Below are 13,165 nucleotides of genomic sequence, written 5' to 3'. Positions count from 1 at the left end.
CAACCAGACACCCGGAAAGCTTACGACCATGACGGCAATCGAGGACCGCCCTTCCCCCGCAGACCAGACCATGATCGTGGACGCCCTGGTTGTCGGGGCGGGCTTTGGCGGGATGTATGCCATCCATCGCCTGCGCGGGATGGGCCTTTCGATCATCGGCGTGGAAGCGGGCGGCGACGTTGGTGGTGTATGGTACTGGAACCGCTACCCCGGCGCGCGTTGTGACCTGATGTGCGTCGACTACAGTTACGGCTTTTCTGACGAGATCCAGCAGGAATGGACGTGGAGCGAGCAGTTCGCAGCGCAGCCGGAGATCCTCGCCTATGCCAATTTCGTCGCGGACAAGCTGGACCTGCGCAAGCATTTCCACTTCGACACCCGCGTCGATAGCGCGACCTGGGATGAGGCTGCGGGCCGCTGGATCGCCACAACCGATCGCGGCCACCGCATCGAGGCGACCTACTGCGTGATGGCCACCGGTCCGCTGTCGATCCCCAAGGACCCCGAGTTCCCAGGCCTCGCCGACTTCAAGGGAGAGCTGCTGCGCGCGGCCAAGTGGCCGCATGAGCCAGTCAGCTTCAAGGGCAAGCGCGTCGGCCTGGTCGGCACCGGATCGACCGGCATCCAGATCGTGCCGGTCGTTGCCGACGAAGCGGCGGAACTTCACGTGTTCCAGCGCACCCCCAGCTTCACCATGCCAATGCGCAACAGCAGGCTGGAGCCAGATTACGTCGCCGAACTGAAGCGCAATTACCAGGCGATCCGCGCGGTCGCGCGCGCAAGCCACCTTGGCGGCGTGCGCCCCGTTACCTCGCGCCCGTTCTTCTCGATCACGCCATCGCAGCGCCAGCGCGTGATGGAAGACGCATGGTCGCGCAGCGGGCTCGACTTCCTTGGCATGTTCTCGGACCTCCTTACGAATCCCGAGGCAAACGAGCAGGTCGCCGAATTCGTCCGTCGAAAGATCGGCGAGACGGTCAATGACCCGATCACCGCAGAGAAGCTCAAGCCGCGCGGATATCCGATCTTCGCTCGACGCCCTTGCCTGGACACGAACTACTACGAGACGTTCAACCTTCCCCACGTCCACCTGCAGGACTGTCTCGAACATCCTATCGAGCGCGTGACCGAAAAGGGCATCCTGACCACCGCAGGTGAGGTCGAACTCGACACTTTGATCCTCGCCACCGGATATGATGGCTTGTCAGGCGCGCTGATGGCATTCGAGGTCAAGGGCCGGGACGGACACAACGTTCGCGAGAAGTGGGCGGGCGGCGCGCGTTCTTACCTGGGCCTGATGATGCATGGCTTCCCCAACCTGTTCATGGTCTGCGGCCCCAATGGCCCCGCCGCGCTTGCCAACATCGTCACGCTTGACGAGCAGAACGTGAACTGGATCTGCGACCTGATCGACCACATGCGCGAGCATGGCATCGGCACTGTGGAGCCGACGCTGGAGGCAGAGGACGCATGGATGGAGCAGGTGTTCGCCCTGGCCGAGCTGACGCTCGTCTCCAAGGCGAACACCTGGTACACCGGCACCAACGTCGACGGAAAACCGCGTGGCCTGATCATGTATACCGGCGGCTTCTTCCGATATAACGAGACCTGCACCGCTGTCGCGCAGTCCGGCTACAGCACGCTCACCTTCGGTCGCGAGTTGGCCAGCGCAAGGTAAAGCAGGAGGGGCGCCCTGGTTAGGGCGCCCCTCCTGCTTCCAATTTGCGTTCCTGCTACCTCAGGCTGCATTCAGCAGGGCTTCGTGCTCCCGTGCGTCCTCCTGCTCCTGACGCGCCTTGAAGGCCGAGATGGCCTCGCTCATCACATCGAGAATGTCCTGCTTTGCGCGGGAGATGCGATCGACCATGCCGCCAACGCCAATGGCGAGCGGAATTCCGTAGAGGTTCTCGTCCAGCGGCATGGCGATCGAGGACAACTGCGGCGTGGGCCGTTTCGGCACATAGGCATGACCGACCTGGCGGGTCCAGCGCACCTCGCGCATCAGATCTTCGAACTGCGGCAGCGTCTCGCCGCCAAGGCCGTAATGGCAGGAGTATCGGTAGATCTTGTCGATCTCGCGCTGACGCATCCGGCTCATCAAAGCCAGGCCCGACGAGGAATCGACCATCAACCGCATCGTGCCTTCGTTCGGCGCCATCTTGAATTCATGGCCGGGCGTCTTGAGGATGATGTACTGGATATAGAGGTCGTTCTGGGCGACCAGGCCGACCGTCTCGTCGGTTCGGCGCTGTATCTCGTCGACAAGGCTTACCAGCCCACCTTCGCGGTTTATCATGCTCGGCAACCAGCTTCCCAGCGCCGTCACCCGCATCGTCGGCAGGTAGGTCATGTTCGCGCGATTGTAGTTGAGATAGCCCATCAGGACCATGCTCTTGAGCAGGTTCGTCGCGCTCGACTGCGGGTAGTTGAGAGCCTTGTAGATCTCGTTCAACCTGAGCGGGCGCCGTTCGTCCATGAAGAGCTCAAGGACCTCCAGCGTCCGCGACGCGGACTTCACCTTTGTCCTTTGCATCGCTTCTCCCTTCCCGGCTGCTTCAGTGTCAGCCGTCGTGCCGGGAGTGTAAGGCCAGCAAGCGCGGCGACAAAGCCTTGGCCAGCCTATCACAGATGTGATGCAGAGTTGCGGGTGCTCGGTCAGCCCCCGGTTCGGCGCTCGAAAAAGTCGACGGCGGCGTGAGCAGCCTTGTCATAGGCTTCGCGCAAGGCATCAGAACCGGCAAAGTCACCGGCTCTTTGGCCGGCCATGTAAGCCGCGTAGTTTCCAAAGGCGCGTTGGCACAGAACATCGCGCTCGGCATCCCGGTCGCCGCTGGCCAGGCGAAAGGTACGGTAGTTTTCCCATCCGTACCCCACGCAGGCCGGATGCTGGTCAAGCCAGTCAAGCCGCCCGCCATGTTCGGCGGCAATGCGTTCTGCAGCGCGCTTGGAGACCGGAGGCGCCGAAGACGCGGAGAATGCACCAAGCTTGTTCTCGCGTTCCAGATCATCCGCCTGGCGCCGCATGTCGGCAATGTCGCTTGCGGGAAGCTGCCCCTCCATCCGGTCCGCCGTCAACCGCAACTGGCGGACGACTTCAGCCATCGCCGCGCCGTTGTCCTGCGCGAAGAGCGGGCTGCCAGTCAGCGCGGCAAGCGCGCAGAACATCGTAAGAAGTCGTTTCAATGCCTTGTCCCCGTTTTCAGGCCGTCAGGCTGTGACCAGACGAATGGCGGCAACCTTTTCCCAGATGCGCTCAGGGTGCGGAACCGAAAGACTGAACACATCCTCCAGCACCTGCGCAAGGTGATCCGCGCCATCGATGTTCTCTTGCTGGACACCCAGGGCGGTTACACGGCGCAGTCGATCATTTTGCAACGCGACATAGCCATCCACAGTGTGACGATACACCGCCAGGGCATTGGTGAAGGGCGAGGCCGGTTCACGCATGAGCCACGCCTGCATCGCGGACAGCGCGGCCTCGTCGCTGTGATCAGGCTTGAAATCGACAGTACGGGCGGTGCCATGGGCATGGTTATGAAGGCGGAGCCAACCGTCGTCCGCAGCCTTGATGGAGAAGTCGAAGCCACGTTGACGGATCGGCCCGACGCCGATCGGCACCGGCTCGAACAAAGCATCCGCCACGCCGACTTCAGCCAGGTAGGGACGATCCAGGTCGACCCGCAACGTCAGGTGGTTGCCTATGGCGGCATCGCCCAGAACCGGCCGGTCGACACAGCCGCAAAGCCGCGTCACGCGGAAGCCGAGCGCCGAAAGCGCCGCTCCGAAGAGGCCGTTCATCTCGTAACACCAGCCGCCGCGACCTTGTTCGATGATCTTGGCGAAAGCAGCGGACGGCGCGACGGATGACGGCCAGTCCATGAACGCATCGATAGCCTCCCACGTGATCCCCAACAGGTGGGCGCGGTGAAGCCTCGCCAGACCATGAAGATCGAGCGAGACTTCGCCTTCAATGCCGATCTTGGCGAGGTATGCGGCAAGTTGCGTCTCGTTCAGCGTCATTTCGTCGTCCTCGATGAGGGGATTTGCCATGGCGTTGTTTCCGTTCTCCGGATGACCGGCGTGCCCCATTGCGGAATGCAGCGGCTCGTCGGTCGCGTCACATCGACACGCTCAATAGACGGTACGAAACGGCCGCGTTCCTAAATGATTGCGAAAAGCATGGGCGATTTCCTAAAACCTCCCTAAACGCCAGGTGTTTGGGGGAACGCATCGTGCGGCTTGACGACGGCCTGTTTGAATTCCTGCACCGCCCGCTGATGTGCATCATTGCGGGCGTGGACCGACAGGGTCGTCCATCGGCCGGGCGCGGAATAGGTCTTCACGTGCCGGACGATCGGGAGACGATGGACGTGATCTTTTCGGCGTGGCAGTGGCCGCAACTGGAAGCCGCGATTGGCGAGACCGCCCGGCTGGCCGTCACGTTCGTGAGCCCCGCCGACTACGTGACGTTCCAGATCAAGGGGCCTGCCAGGCTGCGCGATGCCGAAGACGACGACCTCGCCCGGTCGGACAAGTTCATTGCCGATGCCACCGGGGCACTCGTTTCGCTTGGGGTGCCTGCCGAAATCATTCCGCCATGGCTGACCACTCGCGGGGCGAAAGTGGCACGGCTCGACATCAGTGAAATCTACGTCCAGACGCCCGGGCCACAGGCCGGCCTACTGGCCAGCATGAGGCAGCCATGAAACTGCGCCTCGCCGACCTGGCTCCTTGCTTCGAGGGAGTGATTCCTTCGATCATCGCGACCGCAGCGGCCGACGGGACGCCGAACGTTTCCTACCTGTCCCACGTCGTCCGGGTCGATGACGAGCATGTCGCGCTGTCGAACCAGTTCTTCGCCAAGACCGCCGCGAACATCCGAGCTAATCCCCATGTTACGCTGATCCTCGTCGATTGTTTTTCCGGGGAACAGTACCTGCTCGACATCCGGTTCGTGCGGTCACTCGACACTGGGCCATTGTTCGAGAAGATCTCGATTCAACTCAAGGCAAGCAGCGCGCAGATCGGCATGTCCGAGATCATGCGGCTAAGGAGTGCCGACGTATTCAGGGTGGAAGCGATCGAGAGGGTTCCCTGTCCGGTTGACACCGGCCCGGCACAGGTGCCCCGCCCGCCGGTAAGCCTTCCCGCGCTTGCGGACGGCTGCCGGGCCATCGAAAATCTGGCGGAGGTGGAAGATATCATCGACTGCCTGCTCGACCGCGTTGTCGGCCTGCTTGGCTATTCGCACGCGCTCGTTCTTGTCCCCGATCCGGGCCGCGACAGCTTCGTCACGACGGGCAGCACAGGCTACGACCCCTCCGGGATCGGCTCCGAGGTCAAAGGCAGCGAGGGCATGATCGGTACGGCGGCCGCAAGCGGACGCACGATCAAGGTTAGCGACATGAGCCGCGTGCGTCGCTTTGCCGAAGCAATCGATGCCGACGCAGGGCTGTCCGAAAACACGTCGCGCGTGATCGACTTTCCCGGACTTGCCGGCGTCATGAGCCAGATCGCCGTGCCGATGGTTACGCGGGGCGAAACGATCGGCATCCTCTTCGTCGAAAGCCCGGAGCGCATGGCGTTTCACGACGATGACGAGGCAGCGCTGGAATTGCTATGCGCTGCGGCTGCGCGTGCGATCGCGGCAGGTGAAAGCATTGCGTCAAGGGACGATGATGCTTTGCCAGGCGCCGCGCGATCGCTGCCTGTAGCGAATGGCGGCGCGATCCGCGTCACGCATCACCGCCTCGACGACAGTATCTTCGTGGACGGCAACTATATCGTGAAGGGGATCGCGGGCGCGGTGTTGCGCCGTATCATCGAATGGCACCTCGTTGACGGCAGGAACACGTTCTGCAACCGCGAACTGCGGCTCGCGCTCGCCGCGCGGATGCCCGATATCAAGGACAATCTGGAAACGCGCCTGTTGCTGCTTCGCCGCCGGCTCGAAGAGAAGCAAGCGCCGATCCAGATCGTCAGGACAGGTCGAGGAAGGCTGAGCCTTGAGGCGAAGGGGCCGCTGCTCCTCGCAGCGGCCCAGGATTGATAAGGTCGTCGCCGCACGCAGGACGAGCGGCCGACGGCCACTCAGGCAACCGTCGCCATGAGCGGGTCGCTAACCCCGTCGATACCGCGCTCGATGCGTCCGGCCGCACGAATGGCGACTCCTGCCGTCGTGATGGTGAAATCGTACCAGTCCTGGCTTCGCTCCGCATTCCAGACGGCACGCGTGGTTCCGCCGGCGGGGACTACGACCTGACGTGTTTGAGCGAACCCGTAGGCATCGTCGCCTAGCGTGACCGCGACGCTTTCTCCGCCCGGGTTGGAGAATGCAAGATCAAGCCTGGCCTGCCGGGCGGATGTGCGGATGCGCACGCCGGGCACTTCACCTGCCGTCGCCGCCTTCTTCATGAAGTGGCGCAGGAAACCGTTCGGGCCAAGCACCCACAGGTCGAAACCGGCGTCACCGCCGAACTGCCAGACGTCTTCTAGCTGCTTGCCCGCCTCGACCGTGTAGCGCCGGGGGATGCGGTCGAGATGCTGGCGGTCATAGACATGGAAGACCGCGCCTACGCTGCCGCTGTTGACGAAGGCCAACGTGACGCGCCCTGCCTCGATGCTGGCATCCACCTCGAGACGATAGGGCAGCGCGCGGGAGCGGCGCAAACCCTGCTCCTGGAAAAGGCCCTGCGGTTCACGCGGCGGCAGCAGACGGGCTTGCTGCTGGTGGCGTGAGATCGTCGCCACGGAGTTCGACACGTCCGGCAGTTCGGGAAAGCGGGCGTCTCCGTCCCTCGAGAAATCGAAGCAGGAGGTCATGTCGCCGCACACTGCGCGGTGCCATGGGCTGATCGCGGGAACAGTGATCCCGAAGCGCTTTTCGAGGAACTGGCCGACCGAGGTATGATCGAACACCTCGCTGTTGACCCAGCCGCCCTTGCTCCACGGAGAAACCACGTACATCGGCACGCGCGGACCGAGGCCGAACGGCCGCAGATGGCCTGAAATCACATCGTCGCGAGAGGTGTGACGGTCTTCGTTGTCATCGAAGTAGTGTCCATCGAGCCTGAGGGTCGCCTTGCCCGCCAGAGTACCATCGGCGTTGTAGGACGGCGGCGCAGCGGGCGGCAGGTGATCAAACAGGCCGTCGTTCTCGTCGAAGGTCTGGAAGAATACGGTCCCGCTCCACACTTCGGGGTTGGCAGAAAGCGCATCGAGGACGCGTGCGGTAAACTCAGCTCCCTCGATAGGCGACGAGGAGGAAGGGTGTTCCGACCAGGGTTTGGGCGGCAGCACCCACGAGACAGCCGGCAGGGTGCCCTGCTGCACGTCGCGGGCAAGCTGCTCGAGCGAATGGTGGCGCATGCCCTTTTCATAGAGCGGTTCGCCCGGGCGGGACTTGCGGAAGCCCTCGAAGGCAAGGCCACCGTGCATCGCGCCTGTCCAGTTGTCGTTGGGGTCCTGGTAGATCCGCCAATCGACGCCTGCATCTTCGAGGACTTCGGGAATGGTTTTCCACATCAGCGCATTGGAGGCGTAGGTGTAGCCCGGCTCGGGCAGGGCACCCTTGATCCAGCAGCGCAGATTGTCGGGCTCGCTGCGGTCGGCACGCGAATTGATGCCCTGCGCGCACAGCTCGGGATCGAAGCCTGCCCCGGACCAGAAGACAATGCGGTTCGGGTCCGTTCCGCTGGTCACCGAGCAGTGATAGGCGTCGCAGATGGTGAAAGCCTCGGCCAAGGCGAACTGGAAGGGAATATCCTCCCGGCGGTAGTAGCCCATCGAATAGTCGGTCTTGAATTTGGGCCAGAGGCCGAACTTGCCCTGGTTCCAAGCAGCCTGCGCATCGGCGAAGCTATGCGGGGTGCCTGGCACCTTCAGCGCATTGGTGGTCCTGGTATCGAGGTGGAATGGCGGCAAGTGACGCGCCCCATTGTGCTGCCACCAGACGGATCGCCCCCCCTCCATGGGCACTGGATGGCGATCACCGAAGCCGCGCACGCCTTTCAGCGTTCCGAAGTAGTGATCGAACGAGCGATTTTCCTGCATCAGGATGACGACGTGCCGCACGTCCTGGATCGTACCTGTGGTCCGGCGCGCGGGCACGGCGAGCGCCCGCGCGATGCTGGCCGGAAGGGTCCCTGCAACCCCGCCGATTGCGGCGGATTTCAGGAAATCGCGTCTTGTGTTGGACATCGTGGTACTACTCCTGCGATGGATCAAGAAGACTGGCGGCGGCGCAGATGCGCGGCGAATTCGTCGAGCAGCGCAACGACGGCGAAGATGGCGAGGACGATCGTGGCGGCATGGCCGTAATCGTACATGTCGATACGCCCCTTCAGCTCCTGGCCGATGCCGCCGGCACCGACGATCCCGATCACGGTCGCCATGCGCACGTTGCGATCGAGGATATAGAGCGTGGAGGAAGCGAGGTTGGCACGGACCTGAGGCAGCACGGCGATCCGGAACACCGCGAACCTTCCCGCGCCCGACGCCCGCAGCGCCTCGACGGGGCGCTGGTCTGCGTCATCGAAGGCATCCGCATGGAAGCGCCCGATGAAGCCCGCCGCATGAATGCCCAGCGCGAAGACACCGGCTGGCGGTCCAAAACCCAGCAGGCCCACCAGAATGAGCGCGACCAGCAATTCGGGAAGCGCCCGCAGCCCCGCGCAAACCATCCTCGCCAGCATCCTCACCGGCCTGGGCAAGCTAAAGGCGCGAGCGCGCAGCAAGGCGAGCGGAAACCCGACCAGCACCGCGAGCAGCGTTCCCCACAGGGCGATCTCGATCGTCTCGATCATACGCAACGCCACCTCAGCGAGATAGCCAAACGGGGATACGAGCCATGTGCGCCGAACTTCCCGCTCCACGGGCTGGAGCGTTTCAGGGTCGAGCTGGCGTTCGCGGATAGTTTGAGTCTCTATACGGGCGAACGGTGGAAGCCGGGCGGGATCGCGATCGGGCAGATCCGCCACTGCAGCGCGCGTTTCGACCTGTGGCGGCCTGAACCCTTGTAAGCCGGCCTGTGCCCCGCCCCCCGGATGACTTGCCGACGCGAATGCAACAATCCGGCCTAGGTCCATGCGCGGGGCGCTGAACGCAGCAAAGATCAGGAGCGAAAGCATCACCACAAGACGCCGCGAAATGGGGCGGGCGTTCGCGCTAGAGGTCATGCCGCGTCTCTTCCGACGGAACCGTCGGCCGAGACGATGCGGCCCTTCTGAAGATGAATGATCCTTTGGGCGAATGACGCCGCAAGGTCGGGCTGGTGCAGCGCGCACACCACGGTTGCGCCTGTCTCGCGCGCGACGCTGGAGATTGCTCGGAGTGCCCGCAGTGCCGTTGGCGGGTCAAGGCTGGCCACGGGCTCATCCGCCAAAATCAGGCGCGGGCCGCCGATCAGGGCACGTGCGATGCCCACCCGCTGTGCCTGGCCTCCAGAAAGTGAATCCAGCCGCCGCGACAGGAAGGATTCATCGAGGCCGAGCAGGTCGAGCAAATACCCCGCCCGCTCGACCAGATCGGTCGGATAGCGATCCGTCAGCACGCGCCAGAGGGGCAGTGTCGCCGCCGCACCGGCCAGGACGTTGGCGAGGACCGACGATTGCCGGACCAGACGATGATCCTGGTAGACCTGTCCGATCATTGGGCGCAATCCGGGCAAGGTCTGCGGAAGAAGCAGGGTGCCGCCGAGCAGTATCCGCCCCTGACAGGCCATGGCTCGCCCGCCGATTGCCGCAAGCAGACTGGATTTTCCGGAACCGGAGGCTCCCATGATCGCGCAAATCGATCCTTCGCCAAGTTCAAGGGACACACGATCGAGCGCGACAGTGCCGTTGGCGTGACGCAGGGTCATTGCGGCAACGCTGATGGACAGGCCTGCACGGCTCATCTGTCTGTCCGCCGGAGAATTGCCGCGACGCGTTCGCCGGTCACGGGAGCAAGCCTGACTGCCAGATCGTCGAAGGCCCTTTCGTTGACGTGCGCGGTGTAGCGATCCAGTTGTCTCCCCGCATAACCAGGCAGGTGCCGGCGGCCTTTCTCCAGCTTCGCAAAACCATCACGCAGCCGGCGGCGGCGGTCCGGCGCTAAGCGGGTGCTTACGGTGAACGGCGGATAGGGCATCGGTTCGCTGCGAGCGAGAACACGGACCGAATCCAGGCCGGGCAAGCCCGCCTGCAAGGCTCGATCGAACGAGTCGAACGACATGGCCACCGCATCGACCCGGGCGGAAGCAAGCGCGGCAAGATTGTTGGGATGGCTACCCGTCAGCCGCGCTTCAGCCAGATCATGCGCCGGATCGATCCCCGCATCGAGCAGCATGGCCACCGGCATTATGAAGGACGAGGTCGAATTGATGTCGCCGAACGCCATGCGGCTGCCGCGCAAGTCGGCAATAGTGCGATAGGGCGCGTCCTTGCGCACGAAGATGCCCGAATAGTACTGCGCACGCCCATCGCGCACGCCCGTCGCCAGCAGATCCGCGCAATGCCGGCCGTGAGCCTGTAGGTAGGTTGCAGGTCCGACGAACGCCAAATCAGCGGTGCCGTTGCAGAGGGCTTCGACCGCAGCACTGTAAGATTGGGTCACGTTGAGTTCGAAGCGCATTCCGGTCGATTCCGTGAGGGCGGCGAAAAGAGGCTTGAAGTCGGCCAGGGTGCCACTTGCCGTGCCACCGTCGGCGGGAATGAAAACGACCCTGACGGGCTGCTCGAAATCACGAGAGGCGAAGGGCGGATCGAGCTGGAGCAAGTGGAAGCCGGCGACGAGCGCCATCCCGATGAAAAGCCAGCGGACCAATCGTCGCCACAGGTCTCGAGAGGTTCCGTTCCGTGCCATGTCACCGCCACGGCCGCAGCTACGCCTCTCCTGTGACAGTCAGGTGACCCGGCTGTAGTCGGGCGCCGACCCTTTTTGCAGGTCGGCGCCCTCCCGGTCAGAACGCGGTCGTGTAACTCACGTACACCGCGCGCGGCTTGCCCTCGAAAGGGTATCCGTAGAAGTAGTTCGGGCTCGTCGTGGTGATTTCGCCGCGAACGAACGCGGAGCTGAAGCGCTGGTTTCCGTAACCGTAGCGTTCGGCGTACTTCTCGTTGAAGATGTTGACCACGCGCACCTGGAAGCGGTGCTGGCGGTCCTCCCCCGCCCACCAGCCAAGCGAGCCGTTGACGACGAGATAATTGCCGAAATTGTGGCGCAGGCTGTTGTTCAGACCGCCCGTCGCGTATTCCGGCCCCTGGTAGCGCGGGAACAGGTTCACGTGCCAGCGCTGGTCGGGCGAATTCCACGCCAGCGTTCCCTGGATCATGTATTCCGGCGTTTCGTTGATCTGCAGCGTCGAACCCTTGAGATGCGCCTTCTGCCGAGTGAAGCCGGCATTGATCGACCACTGTTCGCCGATCGCCAGGTTGAAGTCTGCCGTGATGCCGCGGATCTGCGTCAGTGCAGTGTTGTTGAAATAGGTGTTCGGGGTAAGACCCGACGTTCCCTGGATGCGATTGGTGATGTCGGTGCGGAAAACACCGATCTCGGCGCTGACGTTGAGCGAACCCGACGTCTTCTGGAAGCCGATCGCGCCGTTGTAGGTCTCGGTCGATTCCGGCTTGAGGTTCGGGTTGCCGACCGTGGTGGCACTGTCGGCAAAGAGTTCGTTCGTCTTGGGCAGGCTGTAGGACGTGCCGCCGTTGGCGCGAACATAGAAGTCGCCCATTGGCTGGCGCACGCCGAACTTCCAGATGAACTTGCTGTCGAACGCGTTGGAGAAGTCCAAGCGACCCGCCAGGCTGATGTTGGTGGTTGGGCTGAACGGCAGATGCGGACGCAGGTCGAGGTACAGGCCCGTCGTCCGGTTCCATTCGTTGCTGATCTTGAAGACGGGGTCTGAATCGTTGCGATACGATACCATCTGAACGCCGGCGACGGCTTCGCCGACGCCCTGAAGGGTCAACGTATTGCGGAAATTGAAGCCCCATTCCATGAAGCCCGACACCTTGGATTCGGCGCCATAGCCCTTGTACTGATAGGCGATGGAGCGGCCCGTCGCGGTCCCGAACGGAATATCCTTGCCGGTCTGGGTATCCACGCAGCCTGCCTTCACCCGGCAAATCTCGGCAAAGGTTTCGGTGTTGTTCAGCTTCGGATTGCTCCAGTAGGCGTCAAGCTGTGATGCCAGGGCATCGGACCACTTGTGAATGATGCTGGCATCGATGATCGGATAGCGCACGCGGTTGGGCGAATATGTCTCGTTGTCCGGAAACGCGTCGAAGAATTCGATCTGCGTGTACTGGGCGTTGAGGTTGACCTCGGTGGCGTCGCTGGGCTTGAAACGATACTTCAGGCCAACATTGTTGCGGTTGAGAGGGTACTTCTGCACGCCACCGGCGAGGCGCACGTTGTCGACGAAATCGGCAGGGTTGAAGATGCGTGGGCCGTCGGTGTTCTGGCTGCTTCCATAGACCATCACGCTGTGCGCGCCGCCCTCGCCGTCGAGAGCCATGCGCGCATTGCCCCAGAGTTCGCGCGAGTTGAACGAGCCATAGCTTGCGCCCAGTTCGACGCGATTGGTGCCGTCGGGACGCTTGGTGCGGATGCTGACCACACCAATGCCGCCGTTCGAACCGAAGAACAGGCTGTTGCCACCCCGGAACACTTCGACGGCCTCTATCATGTGCGGGTCGATCGTCGTCGTGCCCCAGATTTCCTCGAGCGCCGGGCCACGGTCGTAGAGCGGCACGCCATCAAGGACGACAAGCGTGTCGCGGTCACCGCCGCCGTCGAGGCGGATCGTGTATTCGCCTTCATCCGGCGAATAGCCGACGTTGGCGCCCTTGATCAGGAACTGGGCGAGTTCGGCGAAGTTCGATGCACCGCTTGCGGCGATCTGCTCCGCACCGACGACCTGGACATAGTTGCCATAGACAGCCGCCTGTTCAGCCTGCGGCGTGACCTTCTCGCGCTGGCCGGTGACGACAATCCCCGAGCGAGCCGCGTCAGCGTCGGCCTCTGCCTCGACCGGAGCGTTGCCCTGATCTTCGGCCGCATGGGCCAAAACCGGGAGCGAGCTCCCTGCTAGCATCAAGCCCGCCAAAGCGAACCGTTTAATGGACGTCCTGAACATGTGTGTTCCCCGTTGCTATTCTGCGTTGCGCACAGCGCCGAGCTG

Annotated in this window: 11 protein-coding genes; 3 read left to right on the top strand and 8 right to left on the bottom strand. The window is 63.1% G+C overall.

Translation table 11 applies throughout. The annotated features are described in order from the left end of the window. Positions 1 to 28 precede the first annotated feature (28 nt). Positions 29 to 1,678, top strand: a complete 1,650-nt coding sequence (locus SARO_RS07805) for a flavin-containing monooxygenase (protein WP_041550239.1) — start codon at positions 29 to 31, stop codon at positions 1,676 to 1,678. A gap of 60 nt (positions 1,679 to 1,738) precedes the next feature. Here the strand turns inward: SARO_RS07805 and SARO_RS07800 are convergent, their stop codons facing one another. The 3 genes from SARO_RS07800 to SARO_RS07790 all read right to left on the bottom strand — a co-directional run bounded on the left by SARO_RS07800 (position 1,739) and on the right by SARO_RS07790 (position 4,020). Continuing rightward, positions 1,739 to 2,533: an IclR family transcriptional regulator gene (locus tag SARO_RS07800; RefSeq protein WP_011445207.1), complete on the bottom strand. Its 795-nt coding sequence runs from the start codon at positions 2,531 to 2,533 to the stop codon at positions 1,739 to 1,741. A 122-nt stretch (positions 2,534 to 2,655) separates the two neighbouring features. Then, positions 2,656 to 3,183: a hypothetical protein gene (locus SARO_RS07795; RefSeq protein WP_011445206.1), complete on the bottom strand. Its 528-nt coding sequence runs from the start codon at positions 3,181 to 3,183 to the stop codon at positions 2,656 to 2,658. 24 nt (positions 3,184 to 3,207) lie between these two features. Beyond that, positions 3,208 to 4,020: an arylamine N-acetyltransferase family protein gene (locus SARO_RS07790; protein ID WP_218119688.1), complete on the bottom strand. Its 813-nt coding sequence runs from the start codon at positions 4,018 to 4,020 to the stop codon at positions 3,208 to 3,210. Between the two features lie 212 nt (positions 4,021 to 4,232). Here SARO_RS07790 and SARO_RS07785 point away from each other — a divergent pair, with 212 nt between their 5' ends. Then, entirely contained in the window at positions 4,233 to 4,706 is a 474-nt protein-coding gene (locus SARO_RS07785) for a pyridoxamine 5'-phosphate oxidase family protein (protein WP_143004902.1), read from the top strand. Continuing rightward, on the top strand, positions 4,703 to 6,049 hold the full coding sequence (locus SARO_RS07780) for a GAF domain-containing protein (RefSeq protein ID WP_011445203.1): 1,347 nt from the start codon (positions 4,703 to 4,705) through the stop codon (positions 6,047 to 6,049). The genes SARO_RS07785 and SARO_RS07780 overlap by 4 nt, the downstream gene beginning before the upstream one ends. Positions 6,050 to 6,090: 41 nt before the next feature. On the opposite strand, the gene SARO_RS07775 is transcribed toward SARO_RS07780, so the two are convergent. The 5 genes from SARO_RS07775 to SARO_RS07755 form a co-directional block, all read right to left on the bottom strand. Continuing rightward, the gene (locus SARO_RS07775; protein WP_011445202.1) at positions 6,091 to 8,199 is read right to left on the bottom strand and encodes a phosphocholine-specific phospholipase C; all 2,109 of its coding nucleotides are present in this window, start codon (positions 8,197 to 8,199) and stop codon (positions 6,091 to 6,093) included. Between the two features lie 23 nt (positions 8,200 to 8,222). After that, the gene (phnE, locus tag SARO_RS07770) at positions 8,223 to 9,176 is read right to left on the bottom strand and encodes a phosphonate ABC transporter, permease protein PhnE (RefSeq protein WP_011445201.1); all 954 of its coding nucleotides are present in this window, start codon (positions 9,174 to 9,176) and stop codon (positions 8,223 to 8,225) included. Continuing rightward, on the bottom strand, positions 9,173 to 9,895 hold the full coding sequence (locus tag SARO_RS07765; RefSeq protein WP_011445200.1) for a phosphonate ABC transporter ATP-binding protein: 723 nt from the start codon (positions 9,893 to 9,895) through the stop codon (positions 9,173 to 9,175). The genes phnE and SARO_RS07765 overlap by 4 nt, the downstream gene beginning before the upstream one ends. Then, positions 9,892 to 10,779, bottom strand: coding sequence for a phosphate/phosphite/phosphonate ABC transporter substrate-binding protein (locus SARO_RS07760; RefSeq protein WP_143004903.1), 888 nt, complete (start codon positions 10,777 to 10,779; stop codon positions 9,892 to 9,894). Before SARO_RS07760 ends, SARO_RS07765 begins: the two co-directional genes overlap by 4 nt. 160 nt (positions 10,780 to 10,939) lie before the next feature. Beyond that, a complete protein-coding gene (locus SARO_RS07755; RefSeq protein WP_234007421.1) occupies positions 10,940 to 13,051 on the bottom strand; it encodes a TonB-dependent receptor plug domain-containing protein in 2,112 nt (703 codons plus the stop codon). Positions 13,052 to 13,165: the final 114 nt, after the last annotated feature.

Origin of the sequence: Novosphingobium aromaticivorans DSM 12444, from assembly GCF_000013325.1 — a bacterium.
In the GTDB taxonomy this organism is placed as follows: Bacteria; Pseudomonadota; Alphaproteobacteria; order Sphingomonadales; family Sphingomonadaceae; genus Novosphingobium; species Novosphingobium aromaticivorans.
The sequence above is the reverse complement of the archived record's forward strand: the minus strand, read 5'-3'. Positions and strand labels throughout refer to the sequence as shown.

Bases quoted from the DNA above. Each gene is read 5' to 3' on its own strand.
- phnE (WP_011445201.1), bottom strand. From the start codon at position 9,176: ATGACCTCTAGCGCGAACGCCCGCCCCATTTCGCGGCGTCTTGTGGTG.
- SARO_RS07790 (WP_218119688.1), bottom strand. From the start codon at position 4,020: ATGACGCTGAACGAGACGCAACTTGCCGCATACCTCGCCAAGATCGGC.
- SARO_RS07765 (WP_011445200.1), bottom strand. From the start codon at position 9,895: ATGAGCCGTGCAGGCCTGTCCATCAGCGTTGCCGCAATGACCCTGCGT.
- SARO_RS07800 (WP_011445207.1), bottom strand. From the start codon at position 2,533: ATGCAAAGGACAAAGGTGAAGTCCGCGTCGCGGACGCTGGAGGTCCTT.
- SARO_RS07805 (WP_041550239.1), top strand. From the start codon at position 29: ATGACGGCAATCGAGGACCGCCCTTCCCCCGCAGACCAGACCATGATC.
- SARO_RS07760 (WP_143004903.1), bottom strand. From the start codon at position 10,779: ATGGCGCTCGTCGCCGGCTTCCACTTGCTCCAGCTCGATCCGCCCTTC.
- SARO_RS07780 (WP_011445203.1), top strand. From the start codon at position 4,703: ATGAAACTGCGCCTCGCCGACCTGGCTCCTTGCTTCGAGGGAGTGATT.
- SARO_RS07775 (WP_011445202.1), bottom strand. From the start codon at position 8,199: ATGTCCAACACAAGACGCGATTTCCTGAAATCCGCCGCAATCGGCGGG.